Annotated in this window: 17 protein-coding genes; 13 read left to right on the plus strand and 4 right to left on the minus strand. The window is 64.1% G+C overall.

Features of this window, described 5'->3' with window-relative positions; all coding sequences use genetic code 11:
- The first annotated feature begins 2 nt into the window (after window positions 1-2).
- From RMET_RS26805 to RMET_RS26820, 4 genes are read left to right on the plus strand one after another with little or no spacing between them, the layout of a single operon-like run.
- Window positions 3-740 (plus strand): class I SAM-dependent methyltransferase, encoded by a 738-nt coding sequence (locus RMET_RS26805; RefSeq protein WP_011519645.1) that lies wholly within the window; start codon window positions 3-5, stop codon window positions 738-740.
- 23 nt (window positions 741-763) lie between these two features.
- Window positions 764-2,041, plus strand: a complete 1,278-nt coding sequence (locus RMET_RS26810; RefSeq protein WP_152560168.1) for an ATP-grasp domain-containing protein — start codon at window positions 764-766, stop codon at window positions 2,039-2,041.
- A gap of 9 nt (window positions 2,042-2,050) precedes the next feature.
- On the plus strand, window positions 2,051-2,815 hold the full coding sequence (locus RMET_RS26815; RefSeq protein WP_011519647.1) for a TylF/MycF/NovP-related O-methyltransferase: 765 nt from the start codon (window positions 2,051-2,053) through the stop codon (window positions 2,813-2,815).
- 46 nt (window positions 2,816-2,861) lie between these two features.
- Window positions 2,862-3,557, plus strand: coding sequence for a class I SAM-dependent methyltransferase (locus tag RMET_RS26820; protein ID WP_011519648.1), 696 nt, complete (start codon window positions 2,862-2,864; stop codon window positions 3,555-3,557).
- Window positions 3,558-3,585: 28 nt separating this feature from the next.
- Here the strand turns inward: RMET_RS26820 and RMET_RS26825 are convergent, their stop codons facing one another.
- Both RMET_RS26825 and RMET_RS26830 read right to left on the minus strand, forming a co-directional pair.
- Window positions 3,586-5,127 carry an MDR family MFS transporter gene (locus RMET_RS26825; RefSeq protein ID WP_011519649.1) on the minus strand — a complete coding sequence of 514 codons (1,542 nt, stop codon included), beginning with the start codon at window positions 5,125-5,127 and terminating at the stop codon, window positions 3,586-3,588.
- 164 nt (window positions 5,128-5,291) lie between these two features.
- The gene (locus RMET_RS26830; RefSeq protein WP_011519650.1) at window positions 5,292-6,203 is read right to left on the minus strand and encodes a LysR family transcriptional regulator; all 912 of its coding nucleotides are present in this window, start codon (window positions 6,201-6,203) and stop codon (window positions 5,292-5,294) included.
- Window positions 6,204-6,312: 109 nt separating this feature from the next.
- On the opposite strand from RMET_RS26830, the gene RMET_RS26835 reads away from it, so the two are divergent.
- On the plus strand, window positions 6,313-6,867 hold the full coding sequence (locus RMET_RS26835; protein WP_011519651.1) for a DMT family transporter: 555 nt from the start codon (window positions 6,313-6,315) through the stop codon (window positions 6,865-6,867).
- Here RMET_RS26835 and RMET_RS26840 read toward each other — a convergent pair.
- A complete protein-coding gene (locus RMET_RS26840; protein ID WP_035820604.1) occupies window positions 6,824-7,765 on the minus strand; it encodes a LysR family transcriptional regulator in 942 nt (313 codons plus the stop codon). The genes RMET_RS26835 and RMET_RS26840 overlap by 44 nt on opposite strands.
- A 141-nt stretch (window positions 7,766-7,906) precedes the next feature.
- Between RMET_RS26840 and RMET_RS26845 the strand changes: the two genes are divergently transcribed.
- Together RMET_RS26845 and RMET_RS26850 are read left to right on the plus strand one after the other, a co-directional pair.
- Window positions 7,907-8,908 carry a tripartite tricarboxylate transporter substrate binding protein gene (locus RMET_RS26845; protein ID WP_011519653.1) on the plus strand — a complete coding sequence of 334 codons (1,002 nt, stop codon included), beginning with the start codon at window positions 7,907-7,909 and terminating at the stop codon, window positions 8,906-8,908.
- 8 nt (window positions 8,909-8,916) lie between these two features.
- Window positions 8,917-10,029 (plus strand): CoA transferase, encoded by a 1,113-nt coding sequence (locus RMET_RS26850; RefSeq protein WP_011519654.1) that lies wholly within the window; start codon window positions 8,917-8,919, stop codon window positions 10,027-10,029.
- A gap of 67 nt (window positions 10,030-10,096) precedes the next feature.
- On the opposite strand, the gene RMET_RS26855 is transcribed toward RMET_RS26850, so the two are convergent.
- Complete coding sequence (locus RMET_RS26855) at window positions 10,097-12,130, minus strand: methyl-accepting chemotaxis protein (RefSeq protein WP_011519655.1); 2,034 nt, start codon at window positions 12,128-12,130, stop codon at window positions 10,097-10,099.
- A gap of 911 nt (window positions 12,131-13,041) precedes the next feature.
- On the opposite strand from RMET_RS26855, the gene RMET_RS26860 reads away from it, so the two are divergent.
- From RMET_RS26860 to RMET_RS26885, 6 genes are all read left to right on the plus strand, one after another.
- On the plus strand, window positions 13,042-13,362 hold the full coding sequence (locus RMET_RS26860; RefSeq protein ID WP_011519656.1) for an RNA chaperone Hfq: 321 nt from the start codon (window positions 13,042-13,044) through the stop codon (window positions 13,360-13,362).
- Window positions 13,363-13,584: 222 nt separating this feature from the next.
- Window positions 13,585-14,781, plus strand: a complete 1,197-nt coding sequence (locus tag RMET_RS26865; protein ID WP_011519657.1) for a flagellin FliC — start codon at window positions 13,585-13,587, stop codon at window positions 14,779-14,781.
- Between the two features lie 115 nt (window positions 14,782-14,896).
- Entirely contained in the window at window positions 14,897-15,277 is a 381-nt protein-coding gene (locus RMET_RS26870; RefSeq protein ID WP_011519658.1) for a flagellar protein FlaG, read from the plus strand.
- 42 nt (window positions 15,278-15,319) lie between these two features.
- Window positions 15,320-16,792 carry a flagellar filament capping protein FliD gene (gene fliD, locus RMET_RS26875; RefSeq protein WP_011519659.1) on the plus strand — a complete coding sequence of 491 codons (1,473 nt, stop codon included), beginning with the start codon at window positions 15,320-15,322 and terminating at the stop codon, window positions 16,790-16,792.
- A 24-nt stretch (window positions 16,793-16,816) separates the two neighbouring features.
- The gene (gene fliS / locus RMET_RS26880) at window positions 16,817-17,251 is read left to right on the plus strand and encodes a flagellar export chaperone FliS (RefSeq protein WP_011519660.1); all 435 of its coding nucleotides are present in this window, start codon (window positions 16,817-16,819) and stop codon (window positions 17,249-17,251) included.
- Window positions 17,252-17,272: 21 nt separating this feature from the next.
- Window positions 17,273-17,617 (plus strand): flagellar protein FliT, encoded by a 345-nt coding sequence (locus tag RMET_RS26885; protein WP_011519661.1) that lies wholly within the window; start codon window positions 17,273-17,275, stop codon window positions 17,615-17,617.
- Window positions 17,618-17,645: the final 28 nt, after the last annotated feature.

A 17,645-nucleotide genomic window follows, 5' to 3' on the forward strand; every position in this document is an offset into this window, starting at 1 on the left:
TCATGAGCCGAGATTACAACGCCGAAGCCAAGGACCATCCCGAACACAGCTACGCCTACGCCTTCGACTACCTGATGCATGAGTACATGCTCAAGACGTTCGGGCCATCCATGGTGGCCGGGAACGCGCTCGAGCTTGGTTGCTTCGAAGGACATTTCACGCAGCGCCTGCTCGGGCACTTTGCCACGGTCGACGTCGTCGAGGCGTCTTCCGACTGCATCGAGGTCGCCGCGTCCAAGACAGGCGAGGCGGCAACGTTCTATCACTCGACGTTCGAAACATTCGAACCCAAGAAGAAGTACGACAATATCTTCCTGATCCATACGCTCGAGCATCTCGACGAACCTGTCGAAGTGCTGTCCCGCATCCGCCAATGGTTGTCGGAGCGTGGCCGCCTGTTCGTTGCGACGCCGAACGCGCGGGCCGGGTCGCGCCAGATTGCCGTCAACATGGGATTGATCCGCCATGCGGCGGCCGTCACACCCGCTGAAGCCGCGCACGGCCATCGCGTCACCTATTCGCTGGACACGCTGAAGGCAGACCTGTGCGACGCGCAGCTGCAACCGGTCACTCACGGCGGCATCATCTTCAAGGGCTTGGCGAACTTCCAGATAGACGCCGCACTGAAGGCAGGCATCATCTCCAGGGAGTATCTCGATGGATGCTTCGAGTTGGGACGGGTCTACCCGGATCTGTGCTCGAGCATCTACGTGATCTGCGAGCGCGGCGACACCGCCTGAAGTCAGACTGAATGAATGCGTCCATGAACAAGAAACTGAAGGTCCTGGTTTTCCCTTGCGGCTCGGAGAACGCAGCCGAGATCCACCAGGCGCTCAGGTATTCGTTGCATGTCGAGCTGTTCGGCGCATCCAGCGTGGACGACCACGGCCGCTTTCGCTTCGAACGGTACGTTGGCGGGTTGCCGAAGATCAGCGACGCCGAATTCGACAGCACCTTCTCGCGGCTTCTTGTCGAACTCGACATTGATGTCGTCTTCGCAACGCACGACTCCGTGCTCGACTATCTCGCGCCGCGCGCCCCTGGAATGGGCGTCACGCTGATCAATGGCGACCCGCAGACCGCGGCCATCGCGCGGCGCAAGAGCGCCACCTACGCGTGCTTTCGCGATGCCGACTGGGCGCCGCACATGTTCGAGTCGGTCGAGGCGGTGAAAGCGTGGCCGATCATCGTCAAGCCTGATCTTGGACAGGGCGGCCAGGGCGTGACGCTGGCAAACGATCCGCAACAGGCTCGCGCGGCGATGGACGCGATGCAGTTCCCGGTCCTGGTCGAGTACCTTCCGGGCGAAGAAATCACCGTGGATTGCTTCACGGACCGCAAACGGCGGCTCGTCTGGACCGGACCGCGTACCCGCGAACGAGTGCGGGCAGGCATCACCATGCGCTCCCGCTTGCTGGCGCTGTCCCCTGAGATCGAAGGCATCGCCCGCGAGATCAATCAACGCCTGCAGCTCCGCGGACCGTGGTTCTTCCAGCTCAAGGCGGACAAGGATGGCCGCTGGAAGCTTCTCGAGATTTCATGCCGCGTTGCCGGCACGATGGTCGCGCAGCGCGCGCGCGGCGTGAACCTGCCGCTGATGGCGGTGCAGGATCACCTCGGCCGCGATCTGGTCGCGCTGGACAATCCGCACGTCAACCTGGTGGAGCGGAGTATCGCCACGCGTACACGTCTGGATTTCGCCTACGACTCTGTCTTCGTCGATCTCGACGACACCCTGGTGCTGAACGGACATGCCGTGCCGCAAACCATGGCGTTCCTGTATCAGTCCAAGGCGGACGGCAAGAAAGTGAACCTGATCACCCGGCACGCGTTCGATGTCGCTCAGACACTCGAGAAGGCCCATATCAGCCGCGGCATCTTCGATCAGATCATCGTGATCACCGACGGCGGCTCAAAGGCCGACCATTTCTCACCTGACTCAATCTTTATCGACAATCATTTTCCCGAGAGACTCGAGGTCGCGAGAAAGCTCGCAATCCCCGTTCTCGATGTGGACATGGTCGAGTTCCTTATCAAGTAGACGGAACCCATGGAAAAGACATCTCCCGATTTTCTGGCTGTGCTGCGCACGGAGCGAAGAGATCTGTTGAACCGGATGCGGCAGACCCGATTCGAATCGCTCAGGGAAGGGTGCAGCCACTCTCAGGTCATCCCCTTTGCCACCTTTTCACCGTGGCTCGATGACGAGGCATTCTCCGCCATCTACGAGATCGTCAAGCCGTTCACCATGGTGGACATCTACCGCTGCTACGAGCTTTACAGTCTTGCGCGGCAATGCCGTCGCGTTGCCGGCGAGATCGTCGAAGTCGGTGTATGGCGGGGCGGTACCGGTGCGTTGATGGCTCATGCCTTGAACAACCGGCCGGTGCATCTGTTCGATACCTTCAGCGGCGTCGTCAAGCACGATGCCGAGTTCGATACGCTCTACTCGGGTGGAGAGCACGCCGACACCGACGAAGACATCGTGCGGAGCCTGTTTGCGAAGGCCAACGTGGAATGCCGGATCCACCGCGGCATCTTCCCGGACGACACGTTGCAAGGTCTGCCGGCATCGATCTGCCTCGCGCATATCGACGTCGACACTTACCGCTCCGTCAAGGAGTCGTTCGCGGAAATCTGGCCGCGGGTTCAGCCGGGCGGCATGGTCGTATTCGATGACTTTGCCGTATTCGGCTGCGAAGGCGCGAACCAGGCCGTCAACGAAATCGTCGCGGCCCACGATGACGGGCTGTTCATTCACAACCTCAACGGCCACGCCCTGCTCGTCAAGCAACCCGCGATGGCCCGCTCCTGAGCGGTCTGGTGTACCCGACGAACAGTTCCGCAGCACGACTCCGATCATGAAAAGAATCGCCCACTACCAGTACCTGGAGTATGTCCGCGTCATGTCGCTGATGCGGCAGTATCAGGCCGCAAGCGCAAAGCCGCTACGCGTGCTGGACTTCGGCTGCGGACTCGGGAAATTCCTGAACGTCTTCGCAAGCCTGGGCATGGAGGTCACCGGCGTCGACGCGAATCCGGCCTACGTCGCGGGCGCCCGCGAAAAGGGCTTCCAGGCCTACGAGCCGGAGGCCTTCTTCGCCACGACCCAGGACCCATTCGACGTGGTGTTTCTGAGCCATCTCATCGAGCACGTCACGCCGGACGCACTCGTCGCACTGGTACCCCGCCTCTGCGCGCAACTGGCAAGGAACGGCCGCATGATCATGCTGAGCCCAACGCCCGGCGAGCGCTTCTATCACGATTTCTCGCATATCCGCCCGTACCTGCCGCAGAGCATCCGGCACGCGTTCGGCGCAACCGGCATGCCGATTTCCTATGGCGAAGCCGGCCTGCTTGAAATGGTCGACATTCACTTCTTCAAGGACCCCTATCGCACGCGCCTGTGGCGGTCCTTTTACGTCAACCGTGGCATCAAGGGCGCGTTCACACGCCAGTACAACCGCCTCCTCGATGTACTGTGGAGCGCATCCGGCGGCCGGGTCGGCAAGACAGCGTCGTGGCTCGGGGTGTACGAACTGCGCGCACGTAGCTGAATGGCGGACGCGGGCAACCCGCGCCGCATCACTCGGCAGCGGCGGACGCCGCTGCCCCGGCCGGGCTGCCGCGCAGCGTCTTCTCCTTGAGCCGCATGACGAAGAACGGCGCGATCAACGACACGCCCGCGCTCATCAGGAACAGCAGGCGGAAGGCATGCTCCGCCGCCTCGCGCACCGCGGCAGCATCGCCCTGATCCCCCGCATCCATGGCCCGCCGGAACATGCTCATCAGCACATCCTCGCCGCCATGCAGGTCACTGACCGCCATGCCGCTATGGCGTAGCAGCGCGATCAGCACCGTGGTCAGCACCGCCACGCCCACTGCGCCACCAAGCAGGCGCGAGAAGGCGGTCAGCGCGGTGGCGATGCCAACCTGCTGCGGCGGCACCGAGTTCTGCGTGGCCACCAGCCCGCTCGGCAGTTGCAGGCCGATTGACAGGCCCAGGACGATCATCACCAGCGCGGCCGGCACCACCGCCTGCGGCGGCACAAAGGCCAGCCCGACGATGGCAATCGGCGCCACCAGACAGCCAGCCAGTTGCAGCGGCTTGTAACGCCCGCTCCACGACATCAGCCGGCCCGACGCATAGGCGCCGAACGGAATGGCCAGCGTCAGCGGCACCAGCCGCAGCGCGGCGGTGTCGGCCCCCGCGCCGCCCACGACCTGGAAGCGCAGCGGCAGCAGCACCGACATCGCGATCAACTGGAAGAAGCACAGGAACAGCGTCAGGCAGCAGATCGCGACGGTCGGCACGGCGAGCATCTTCAGCGGAATCACCGGGTCGACGGCACGCCGCTCCTGCCAGATGAAAAGCACCAGACCGATCAGCCCGGCAGCCAGCAGGCCGATCGTCTGCGGCTCCAGCGGCGAGTGGCCCTGCCCCATCCGCGTCAGGAACACCAGCACGCCGGACAGGCCGCCACCAAACAGCAGCGCGCCAAGGTAGTCGATGCGATGCTTGCGTCCGCTGACCGGCAGATGCCGCAGCGCCCGGCGCACCACGATCAGCGCGATCAGCCCCAGCGGAATGTTGATCCAGAAAATCCAGCGCCATGAGAGGAAGTGCGCAAGGTAGCCGCCAATCACGGGCCCGGCCATGCTGGCCACGGCCCAGACGCCGCTGACGTAGCCCTGGTACTTGCCGCGTTCACGTAGTGGCACCACGTCGGCGATCGTTGCTTGCGATACCGAGATCAGGCCGCCACCGCCAAGGCCCTGCAGAATGCGCGCAACGATCAGCATCGGCATCGTCGTAGCCATCGCGCAGGCGATCGACGCCAGCACGAACAGCACGATCGAGAACGTCAGCACCGAGCGGCGCCCGAGCACGTCGGACAGCTTGCCGTAGATCGGCGTAACCACGGTGGACGCCACCAGATAGGCGGAGATCACCCACGCCATGTCCTCGAAACCGTTGAGCTGCAAGGCGATCTCGGGCAGGACCACGGCCACGATCGATTGTTCGAGGGCACCCAGCATGATGGCCAGCATCAGGCCGAAGATAACCTGCATCACGGGCACGTCTGGGGGTGAATGCGGGGCGGAGGGCGCTTGCGGAGCGGACATGGAGGAGCCTGCACGGCAGGCATTGGCCGGACGGCCTGCCTGCTCTTGTTGGTCAAGAAGAGCCGCTATTTTATGCGAGCGCTTCAAACCGTGCTTGTCGGCTTGCTTTCAGCCCGGCGGCGCGTGCTCGCCCCATCACCCGCCACCACCTCGAAACCGCGCGGCTAGGTGCCCTCAGGCTGCTGGCTGCACTCCCACACTGTCTGGCGCAGCCAGCGATGCGCGGGATCGGCCCTGCGCCGCGCGTGCCATGCCTGCTGGAACGGCACTGGCGCCAGCGCGATCGGCGGCGCGAACGCCCGCAGCGCGCGATTTGGCGCCGCGGCAACCGCGCGGGTCGCGACGGTCAGGATCAGGTCGGTGCCGGGCACGAGATCGAGCGCAGCGCCCCAATGAGGCAGCACCAGGGCCACATGCCGCTGCATGCCAGCCTCGGCCAGGGCGAGATCGATCTCACTGGGCGCGTCGGGACGCATCGCCACCAGCACATGCGGCCGCGCCAGCCAGCCCTCCACCGACAGCGGCCCCCGCCGAGGCAGCGTGGCCCGGTCCGCCACGCTCGTGTAGTGGTCTTCGAACAGCGTAGCCACCTCGATATCGCTGGGCAGCCGTGGAAAGACACCGATCGCCAGATCGGTCTCCCCGTCGGCAAGCTGCGCGAGCATCGCCTCGCGGCCAGCCTGGACCACGGCAACGTCGATGCCGGGCGCCTCGCGGCGCAGCCGTCGCATCAGCGCGGGCAACACGCTGCGCGCGCCATAGTCGGACAGAGCCAGCCGGAAACAGCGGCGCGCATGGGCGGCGTCGAACGTGGATTCGCCCACCAGTCCGTTCAATTGACCCAGTGCATCGTCCAGCGGGCCCAGCAAATCGCGCGCGCGCGCGGTGAGCGTCAGGCCGTTCTCGCGACGCACCAGCAGCGGGTCGTCGAAGATATCGCGCAACTGGGCCAGCGCGTGACTGACGGCCGGCTGGCTCTTGTGCAGCCGCACGGCGGCACGCGTCACATGCTGCTCGGTCAGCAAGGCGTGCAATGTCAACAGCAGGTTCAGGTCGATACGGCGCAGGTCATCCATGCGGCGAATGTCTCATGTATGGATTGCGAATTTCCATTGCGGCGGCGGCGCGTGCAACATGCCCGGCAACAGATTGCATTCAGATTGCATTCGAATCGGAGAAATTATCATGACCTCGCCGCTTGCCGCATCCGCTGGCTCGCTCTGGATGCCATTGGGCGTCGCGCTTCTGGCTGGCGCGATGATCCCGTTCCAGGCCGGCAGCAACGCCACGCTGGGCCGCGCGCTCGGGCACCCGCTCTGGGCCACCGTGATCTCGCTCGTGATCAGCCTGGTTGCCGTCGTGCCCGTGCTGCTGGCACTGCGCGCGCCGCCGCCCAATCTCGCAGCGGCCGCGCAGGGACCGTGGTGGCAATGGATCGGGGGGCTGTTCGGCGTGATCTACATCACTGCGGCGCTGTGGCTGGCGCCGCGCATGGGCGCCGCGAACTTCATCGTCGGCGCCGTGGCCGGCCAGTTGCTGGCCTCGATGCTGGTCGATCATTTCGGTTTGGTCGGCCTGCCGGCCCGGCCAGTCACGCTGGCGCGCCTGGCCGGCGTGGTGCTGGTCCTGGCGGGCATCTGCGTCATGCAATGGCAGCCGACGCGGGCCACGGGCAGCGCATTGAGCGAGCGAAATCTCAGGGGACAGTCAGATCAGCCAAGGCATCCCGGATCAGCGTAATGCCGGGCCAGGCCCCCATCTCCGCCATCGTGATGAATACCGTGCGCCCCACCGGGAACGAAAAATCATGGCGTACCGGGTGCACCATTCCCAGTTGCGCATAGTGCGCCACGGCGCTTTCCGGTGCGACGGTCAAGAGATCGCTGCTTGCCACCACACTCAGATTCGTGTGGAACGAGAACGACTCGACCCTGGGATGGGGCGGCACCAGGCCTGCGGACAGGAAGGTGTCGTCGAACACCTGGCGCGTATAGGCCTCGCGTGACGCCACGATCCAACCCAGCTCGCGCAGTTCCGCCAACCCGACGTTGCGCCTGCGGCGCAGTGGGTGGTCCTGTGCGCACGCAATGGCGAGCGGCTCCTGCCACAGCGGCGTCACCGCCAGCCTGCTGGCGGCCTGCTCATCCAGCTCCACGCCGATTCTGCCAATCACGCAGTCGACATCGCCACGGCTCAACATTCGAAGCAGCCCGCCCACCGTCGATTCACGCACGACGAGTCTTGGGCAGTCTGGCCGCGCAGCCATTGCCGCCAGCAATCTCGGCAGGATCACCACGCCAACCAGCGGGAGTACGCCAAGCCTCACCACGGGAGCGGGGGGTGTTTCCGTCGTTGACTGAGCCGCCACCGCCAGCGCGCTGAGCGCGATACGCAGGCGGTCCAGCGCAACCAGTCCCGCAGGGGATAGTGCCGCGCCGCGCGTGGTACGCGCGACCAGTTCCACCCCGAACGCGGATTCCAGCTCCTGCAGCATCTTGGTTGCGGCAGGCTGGCTGAGCGCCAGTTGTGCGGCCGCCGTCGTCAACGAGCCATGCTCGGCCACGAGTTCCAGAAAGCGTAGATGCCGGATGCGCAAGCGATCCAGCCGCTGCGCGCGCGCTGGCCTGTGGAGGCCCATACCGTGTTGCTCAGGCGATACCCGCGTCATAACAAATCGTGATGATGCTATCAAGACATCATAATTTACAGGAAAGAATCCGGCTCGCACAATGCTGTCGAACAAGCTCACTAGAGCAAGACCAGAGCAAGAGGAGACAAAATGCGGCGAATCGCAAGGCGACTGGCATGGCTACCCGGCCTGGCAGTGGCGATCGGCACGACAGGGGTGGCTAGCGCGGCAGCAGCCTCGTCGGAAGCCGGATATCCCGCGCGGCCCGTGCACTTGATCGTTCCCTACGCCGCAGGTGGCGGCCCGGACATCCAGGCCCGCAAGCTGGCCGAAGTCGTCTCGCGCGACCTGGGGCAACCGGTCGTTGTGGAGAACAAGGTTGGCGCAGGGGGCATTCTTGCCGCTGAATTCGTCGCCAAGCAGCCGGCTGACGGCTACACGCTGATGATCGGCGCCTCCACACACCTGGTGCAGAAACTGATGCAGCCGTCGGTCAGGTTCGACCCTGCCAGGGATTTCACCCACATCATCCGTACGGGCTTCAGCCCGCAGGTCATGCTGGTGAAGAGCACCTCGCCCTACCAGTCCGTGGCCGATCTTGTCGCGGCAGCGCGCAAATCGCCGGGCAAGCTCAACTATGCGTCGGGGGGTATCGGCAGCGCCGCCCATCTGTCGGGCGCGGCATTGGCAAGCGCCGCGACGATCGACCTGGTCCATGTGCCGTACAAAGGCTCGGTCGAGGTTGTTCCCGCGTTGATCCGGGGCGATGCAACACTTGGCTTCCCGATTGCATCGACCGCGATTCCACAGATCGAGAACGGCAAGGTGCGTGCATTGGCGGTTACCTCCGCATCCCGCTTGCCCGGCTTGCCCCAGGTGCCAACCCTGAACGAGGCGTTGGGCCGGAACGATCTGGCGCTGGATTCATGGTTCGGCATCTGGGCGCCCGCCGGCGTGCCAAAGCCCGTGGTTGCACGCCTGCAGGCTGCTGTGATCAAGGCCCTGAATGATCCGGGCACACGTGACATGTTCCAAAAGGCGGGTTCGGTGATCGACCCCACACCGAGCCAGGAAGCCTTTGACCGATTCGTTGCCGACGAGATGGTCAAGTACCGCCGGATCATCGAATCGAACCATATTTCGCTGCAATGAGGCCACCCATGACCACCGAAAACCTCTCGTTCTCCCCCCTTGCCGGCGTCCGCGTACTGGATTTCTCGCATGTCATCGCGGGCCCGTTGGCAACGTTCTACCTGTCACAGCTCGGGGCCGATGTGCTGAAGATGGAAAACGCCAATGGCGGCGATGTCATGCGCAGGACCGAAACTGGCCGAAAGGGCTTTCTCGCGCTCAATGCGGGCAAGGACTGTCGTGACATTGACCTGGGCTCCGAAGCGGGCCGCGCCGACGCTCTCGCCCTGGCGGCCACGTGCGATGTCGTCGTCGACAACCTGCGCCCCGGCGTGCTGGAGCGATTCGGCCTCGGCTTCGAAGCGGTGCGGGCGGTGAATCCGCGTGTGGTGTATTGCTCGATTTCGGGCTTTGGTCGCGGCAGTGCCGACTGGTCGGGCCGCCCCGCATACGACCATGTCATTCAGGCGGCCACAGGCATGACCTTTCTGGCGGGCAACGAGAACGACCCGCCGATCAAGACCGGATTCCCTGTCGTCGACGCCGCAACGGGCATGCAGGCAGCGCTCTCCATTCTGGCCGGCCTGCGCGAGCGCGATCGCTGCGGCTGCGCCATTCAGCTCGACATCTCCATGACCGGCGCAGCGATGCAACTCATGTATGGCTTTGCCTGCGAGGCATTGACGGATGGCACTTCGCCCTCTCGCGTGGGCAACCGGGGCTACTCGGGGAGCCCGACGGCGGACTTCTTCCCCACGACCGACGGCTGGATTGCACTCGGCGCCAACACCCCACGCCAGTTGCTGCGCCTTCTCGAAGTCCTGGAACTGTCCGAGCTTGCCGCCGACCCGGCCTACTTTGCCGAACCACTGGATGCGGAGTCCCCCGCCACCTTCGTGCGCTCACGCGACCCTGCCGCGCTGAAAACGATCATCGCGCAACGCCTGCAAATGCTGCGCGCCGACGAACTCGAGGAACGCCTCGCCACGCGCGGGGTACCCGCAGCGAAGGTACGCAAGCTGGGCGAGTTTGCCGAAGCGGCGCTAGGTCACGGCCGCATATCGACTGTCACACTGCGCGATGGCGACACCGAAGTCATGTCGCCGGGCCTGGGCTTCGGTGCCCGGCGACATCCGGGCTAATCCGGGCTAATCCGGGCTAATCCGGGCTAATCCGCACTAATGCTGGCCTCCTCGCACCGGCGCGCGCTCAGAACGTTTCCCAATCGCCGCCATCGGCCGTCGCGGGCACCGGTGCGGCCGATGGCCTCGCCTTTGCCACGGGCCGACGGCTCGAGGGCGTAGCCAGTACGGGTTCCTTGCGCTGATGGGTGACCGGCTGGCGGGCCTTGGCTGGCGTGGCTGGCTGGCGCGCCAGTACCGGGGCCGCCGAGGTCTTGCGTACCACGGGCGGTCGCACGGCGGCGGGCACTGCGGGCGCGCGCAATTGGTGTGATGGCTGCACCGGGCGCTGCGGGGCAGCGGCGGCCGTCTGGGTCGATACCTTCTGGGTCGATACCTTCTGGGTCGATACCTTCTGGGTCGATACCTTCTGGGTCAATGCCTTCTGGGGCGATGGCCTCGGCGTCAATGCCTTCGGCGCAGCAGCGGGCAAGCGTGGCGCCGGTTGAACCGGCTGCGCAACGACTGCCACGGGCCCCGGCGCGCGCGGCACTTCGCGCTGCTGTTGCTGGCCCAGATCGAAACGCGCGACTTCCGTCACCAGCCCGCCGGCCTGCTGCATCAGGCTTTCGGCGGCAGCACTGGCTTCTTCCACCAGCGCGGCATTCTGCTGCGTCACGGTTTCCATCTGCGCAATCGCCAGGCCCACCTGCTCGATGCCGGCGCTCTGCTCCTCGCTGGCGGCGGTGATCTCGCCCATGATGTCCGTGACGCGGCGTACCGCGCCGACGATGTCATCCATGGTCTTGCCGGCTACTTCGACCTGGCGCGCGCCCTCCTTTACCTGCCGCACGGAGCCATTGATCAGATCGCCGATTTCCTTGGCCGCCGACGATGAACGCTGCGCCAGGCTGCGCACTTCGGCCGCCACAACGCTGAAGCCACGACCTTGCTCGCCGGCACGCGCCGCTTCCACAGCGGCGTTCAGCGCAAGAATGTTGGTCTGGAATGCGATACCTTCGATGACGCCGATGATCTCGGCCACGCGTGCCGAGGACTGGGTGATGCCGTCCATCGTATCCACCACGCTGCGCACCACGCGGCCGCCTTCGGTGGCGACATCCGATGCGTTCGCGGCAAGCTGGTTGGCTTGTCGCGCGTTCTCGGCGTTCTGGCGCACGGTGGACGTCAACTGCTCCATTGACGCGGCAGTCTGCTCCAGCGATGCCGCTTGCTGCTCGGTACGGCGGGACAGATCGGTATTGCCACTGGAGATCTCGCGCGCGGCGGTGTCGATCGAACCGGCCGCGTGCTGGATGCCGCGAACCAGCGTGCCGAGCTGGCCAAAGGCGCGCTCGAGCGCGCCGAGCATCCGGCCCATCTCATCCTGGCTGCGTACTTCGATGGTGTGCGCAAGCTGGCCCTGCTCCAGCGCCTCGGCAGCATCAAGCGCCTGCCGGGCCGGACGCGTCACCGAGCGTGTCATGCCGATACCCAGCAGCGCGGCAATGATCGCCGCCAGAGCTGCCATGCCGATCAGAAGGTTGCGCGTAAAAGCGTAGCGCGCTGTTGCATCCTCCACCGCCTCCACGGCCAGCTTCTGGCCAAGCTGGGCGATCGCGTCCAGCTTGTCGAAGTACGCGGCCTGCGATGACGGCAGCGTGGCAGTCAGCCCGGCGCGGGCGCCATCGTATTCCCCTGCGCCCAGCTGGCGCATGACCAGGTCGAGCTGACCGTCATAGGTGGCGCGTGCCTGCGTCAGTTGCTCGAACACGGCTTTCCATTCCGCGTTGCCCGACGCCACCAGGGTCTTGCCGATCGGTTCGAGCGTCGCGTCGATTTCCTCGCGGAACCGGGCGATCTTCGCCGCGTTCGCCGTGACCAGCGCGGCATCCTCGGTCAATGCCGCATCGCGCACCATCAGACCGATCGTCAGCACCTGCGCCTTGGCGTGATTCAGATCGATCACCCGCAGCAGCCGCTTCTCCACCGCCATGTGCATGGCATCGTTCATGCTGCCCAGCGCCGACACCCCAACCGCGGCAACCGCGGCGAGCAGCAGCACCACGAGACTGAAAGCAAAGGTCAGCCGCGCCCCGATCCCCATTTTTCGCAAGCCCATCACTTCGTACCTTTCTCTTGTGATCCGATTGTTCGTACGAGCGATATCCGCCCGAAACCGGGCATCGCACGGCCTCCTATCGGCGGCGTCGCGGGCGGACTTAAGCGCAAAAACGAATTGAGGGGGAAATCGGCAGGTATTCGGTGGATTGACTGCACAACAAATGGCATCTAATCCATCTGCGCAACACGCACCGGCACCGGAGACCAGACAGACGGCGTCAGACCATCGTCGGCCCGACCAGCCAGCGCGAAAAAAAAGCCTACGCGCGGGGTGCTCGTAGGCTTTCCAGGACTGCTCAGAAGGACCGGCTGTACCCGGTCCAGCGCTCGAATATAAACCCGCTTACATGAGGTGTAAATCGCGCTTCTATCAGGGATTCCCCTGATGGCGGGTGTAATCCGAAGATCACTTGATAGCTTCTCAGTAGCGCGAAAGTCACGTGCGGGCTCTTCGTCAGATATCGGCAATTTCCCGCAAAGCATTAGCTGGCGCGGGTTGGCGGCATCTGGCCGGGCGTTCCGATGGCAGCATACCGCATGCGCCTGCCACAACTCGCTCCACGCGACAACATCACAAATAGAGTAATGACTCTAGTCGAAGACAAGCAGCCGCTCAGTCAATGCTTGTAAAACTTTGTTACTCTCCCCGTCTGAAGTATTCCCCTTCTCTCCTGGCTGCGCCGATTGGACGTGATGGCCGGGCAGCGCCCCCGATATTCGCGAATCGTCTGCCCGCCGCGTTCATGCCGGCCAGCTCCTGCGCCACCTCCGGCTCCGAGAGCGAATGTTTCAAAGCGCACCACGATCTGAGCGCACAAAACGTCACCCATAGTGCGTTACAGATCGAATCATGTGGTCATCGGACCGTTGTCAGCCGCCAGATCCCTCGCGGGTTCTTCCGGAGAAGTTGTGAAGAAGGAAAAAAAGGCTCCAAGACCCAGCCGGAAACTGCAGCACCTGCATTACGCAGCCCACGGCGCAAGCCGCAACGCAGTCATCGTCCATCTGTCGAACGGCACGAGGTTGACCGGTGTCGTCCTGGCATCGGACAACTATATGGTGCTGCTTGGGCAGAGCGCCGAAGATCCCACCCCCACGCTGATCTACAAACGCGCGATTACCGTCGTGACCCCCGCCCACGCGCCCGAAACGACGTCGGTGCTGCTCGAGGCCGAAACATCGCCGGACTTCGTGCGCCTCTACACCCCGCGCACGCGCAAGCGCCGCTGAGCGGCGCAGCAAGTCGTGGCGCCCTTCTATATAGATGCGGGCCCACGACCACGCAAACACCAGGTCAAGTTGCGCGCGCAACCCCCGCAAAGATCACTCTAAAGTCTCCCCCTGCCCGGTCGATAACCTTTGCAACGGAGGCACTCTACGCCCTGCAACGCAGGCAGCCAACGTTACGGCACCCGCCGGAATGCCTAAAACATTGCAAATAGGAGTCGTACCATGGCGCAAGTCATTAATACCAACTCGTTGTCTCTGATGACTCAGAACAACCTGAACACGTCGCAATCGGCGCTGAACACCGCCATTCAGCGACTGTCGTCGGGTCTGCGCATCAACAGCGCAAAGGACGATGCAGCCGGCCTGGCCATCGCCAGCCGCTTCACGTCGAACATCAACGGCCTGACCGTTGCCCAGCGTAACGCCAACGACGGCATCTCGCTGGCGCAAACGACGGAAGGCGCGCTGACCGAAGTCACGAACAACCTGCAGCGTATCCGCGACCTGTCGGTGCAAGCCGCCAACGGTTCGAACTCGGCTTCGGACCTGAAGTCGATCCAGGACGAAATCACGCAGCGTATGTCGGAAATCGACCGCCTGTCGGCCCAGACCGACTTCAACGGCGTGAAGGTGCTGTCGTCGACCGCCAAGAGCGTGAACATTCAGGTTGGCGCGCAAGACGGCCAGACCATCGCTGTGAACCTGCAGGAAATCAGCACGAAGACGCTGGGCCTGAACAGCTTCAACGTGAACGGCCCGCAAGGCGCCGTCACCGCCGCCACCGCTGCCAACTTCCAGAAGGTCTTCGGTAGCTCCACCACGTTCACGACGTCGTCGATCACGGAAGCCGTCGGCGGCACGCTGGCCACGACCCTGGGTATCAGCTCGAGCAGCGTGGCCATCGGCAACCAGGCCATGGTTGACGCGAACGGCAACTGGTTCGCACAAGTCACCGTCACGCCGGCGTCGGCCACGGAAGCTCAGGCACTGAAGAACCAGGGCATGACCACCGCAACCAGCGGCTCGGCCATGACCATGTACGTTGCACTGAACCCGAACTCGACGACGAGCACGACGGGCGCGACGGCATCGTTCACGCTGAACACCACTGGCGTGACCGCTTCCACCCTGACGGGCAGCGCCTCGGCCAACCCGCTGGCCACGCTCGACAACGCCCTGCAAACGGTGAACAGCCTGCGCAGCTCGCTGGGTGCTATCCAGAACCGTCTGGATTCGACGATCTCGAACCTGGGCACGACCATCACCAACCTGTCGTCGTCGCGCTCGCGCATTCAGGATGCTGACTACGCAACGGAAGTGTCGAACATGACCCGCGCGAACATCCTGCAACAAGCTGGTACCTCGGTGCTGGCTCAAGCGAACCAGACCACGCAAGGCGTGCTGTCGCTGCTGCGTTAATCGCACCGCGTAAGCAGGAAGGCCGGACCTCGTGTCCGGCTTTCTTGCGCCCGGAGTATTTCCCCAGGGCTTCGGCTCTGGGAAAACATTTCGAGATGACCGAGTCAGGACAATCATGGCAACCCAAACTGCTCCATCGTCCGGCGTAGTGCAAGCGGCAGTCGGCGTGTCCCTGCCACAGCCCGGCCTACGCGCATCCGCAACGCCTGCGGATACATCACAAGCACCGGCGGGCGTCACGTCGGCCACACCGGCGCCTGACCAACCGGCGGTGCGCCCCAGCACGGACGCGGCAGTCAGGAAACTGACCGAGGCCCTGCGCGCTGCATCGGTCAGCGTCCAGTTTGAAATCGACCGCGAGACCAACCGCGTCGTGACCAAGATCGTCGACAAGGCCAACGGCGAAATCATCCGACAGATTCCCACAGAGGAAGTCGTGCGTATCGCCGACGCGCTGGCCCAGTTGCAAGGGCTGTTCGTCAACCAGACCGCCTGACATCGTCGCAGCCCCAACCAGAAGCCCCCTGGAAAACAAGAAATGACTACGATCTCCAACCTCGGCGTCGGCTCCGGTCTCGACCTGAGCAGCCTGCTCGATCAGCTCACCACGGCTGAACAGGCCCCGCTCACCGCGATCAAGACCCAGCAGAGCAGCTACCAGACCAAACTGTCCGCGTACGGCCAGTTGCAGAGCATGCTCGCGGCGTTCCAGGCTTCGGCCAACCAGTTGTCGAACCCCACGTTCTTCCAATCCACCACGGCAAGCGCAAGCAACACCTCGGTACTGAGCGCCACCGGCAGCACCACTGCGGTGCCAGGCACCTACTCGGTCAACGTCACGCAACTGGCGCAGTCGCAGTCGGTGGTTTCCACCGGACAGGCATCGCAGACCACCGCCGTCGGCACCGGCACGATCCATATCGATTTCGGTGCGATCACGGGTGGCACGCTGGACAGCAACCCGGCCAGCGCCACCTACGGCAAGTACACCGGCGCCACCTTCACTGCCAATAGCGGCTCCACCGGCGTCGACATCACGATCGACAGCAGCAACAACACGCTGCAGGGCGTTCGCGACGCGATCAACAAGGCCAATGCCGGCGTCACAGCCAGCATCGTCAACGACGGTTCGGGCACGCCCTATCGCCTGGTCATCAGTTCCAACGCCACCGGTGCCACGAACAGCGTGCGCATGTCGGTGAATGAAACCGATGGCGGCACCGGCCTCTCGGATCTGGCGGCATACGATCCAGCCGGCACGCAGAACATGCAGCAGACCATTGCGGCCCAGAACGCCCAGCTCACGGTCAACAACATCGCCGTCCAGAGCAAGGGAAATTCCGTGGCGGACGCGGTGCCAGGCGTGGTCCTTAACCTGACCCAGACCGGTACGAGCAGTGTGACGGTCCAGCGCGACAACAGTTCGATCGTCTCCGGCGTGCAGGCCTTCGTCGCGGCTTACAACAACCTCCAGAACACCGCTGCGTCGCTGTCGGCCTACGACCCGAGCACCAAGACCGGTTCTCCCCTGACGGGCGATTCCACGTTGAGCATCATCCAGTCCCAGATGCGCAGCGTGATGAACACGCCGCAGTCGGGCAACGCGCTCACCACGCTGTCGCAGATCGGCATCTCGTTCCAGAACGACGGCACGCTTGCTCTCGACACCACCAAGCTGACCTCGGCGCTGAACAGCAACCCCGGCGCGGTTGCGGGGCTGTTCGGCAACACCGACGGCGTGAGTGGCTACGGCAACCAGATCAACAAGCTCGTCACGGGCCTGACCAGCAGCAACGGCGCGTTGACGACGGCCACGGCCGGCATCAACAACACGCTCAAGGATCTGAGCAATCAGTACGATGAAACGCAGACCCGCGTCGACGCGGTCATCGCCAACTACAAGACGCAGTTCACGCAACTCGACGTGATCATGTCGCAGATGCAGAACACCAGTTCGTACCTGACGCAGCAGTTCAGCGCCATGAACGGCACAAGCAGTAGCAAGAAGTAACGTCAGCCAACAGCAGGAGTCCACATGTTCGCGCGCCGCAATGCCGTCAATGCCTACGCCCAGGTGGGTGTCGAAACCGGAGCCATGAGTGCCAGTCCGCACCAGCTGATCGTCATGCTCTACGACGGCGCGCGCGCGGCCATCGCACGTGCCAAGTTCCACCTGGCGGCCGGCGACATCGCAGCCAAGGGCAACGCCATCTCCAAGTCGATCGACATCATCGACAACGGCCTGCGCGCCGTGCTCGACCACAATGCCGGCGGCGACGTTGCCGCGGACCTTGAACGGCTGTACGACTATATGTCGCGCCAACTCATGCTGGCCAACCTGCGCAACGACGAAGCGCTGCTCGACCAGGTCGACAGCCTGCTGCAGGACCTCTCCAGCGCCTGGGCACAGATCGGCAATCCAGCCGCCAACGGCGCGCTGGCCGCACAGCCGATCGCTGCCAACTCGTGACTACCTTCCGGAACTGAGACGATGTACTCCAAAATGCCTGCCACCCCGTCGGTCATCCAGATCTACGAGGAACTCGTCCTGCTCTCGGAGCAGATGCTCGAAGCTGCCCGCCATGGCAATTGGGACGCGATGACCGAAGTCCAGCGTGTGTATGTGGCTCAGGTGGAAACACTCCGCGGCAGAGACACACACCCGCCCGCGACGCTTCAGGAACGTATGCAGCGTCAGGCCCTGCTGGCCAAGCTGCTGGCTCACGACGCCGCGATCCGCGATCTGGTGATGCCACAGTTGCAACGCCTCGGGGAACTGCTCGGCAGCGCCCGCCGCCGCCGCGACGTCAACGAGGCCTACGGCGTTTCCGCCTGAGAGATTCGCTGAGAGATACGTTCACAGG

The sequence above is a fragment of the Cupriavidus metallidurans CH34 genome (assembly GCF_000196015.1).
Classification (GTDB): domain Bacteria; phylum Pseudomonadota; class Gammaproteobacteria; order Burkholderiales; family Burkholderiaceae; genus Cupriavidus; species Cupriavidus metallidurans.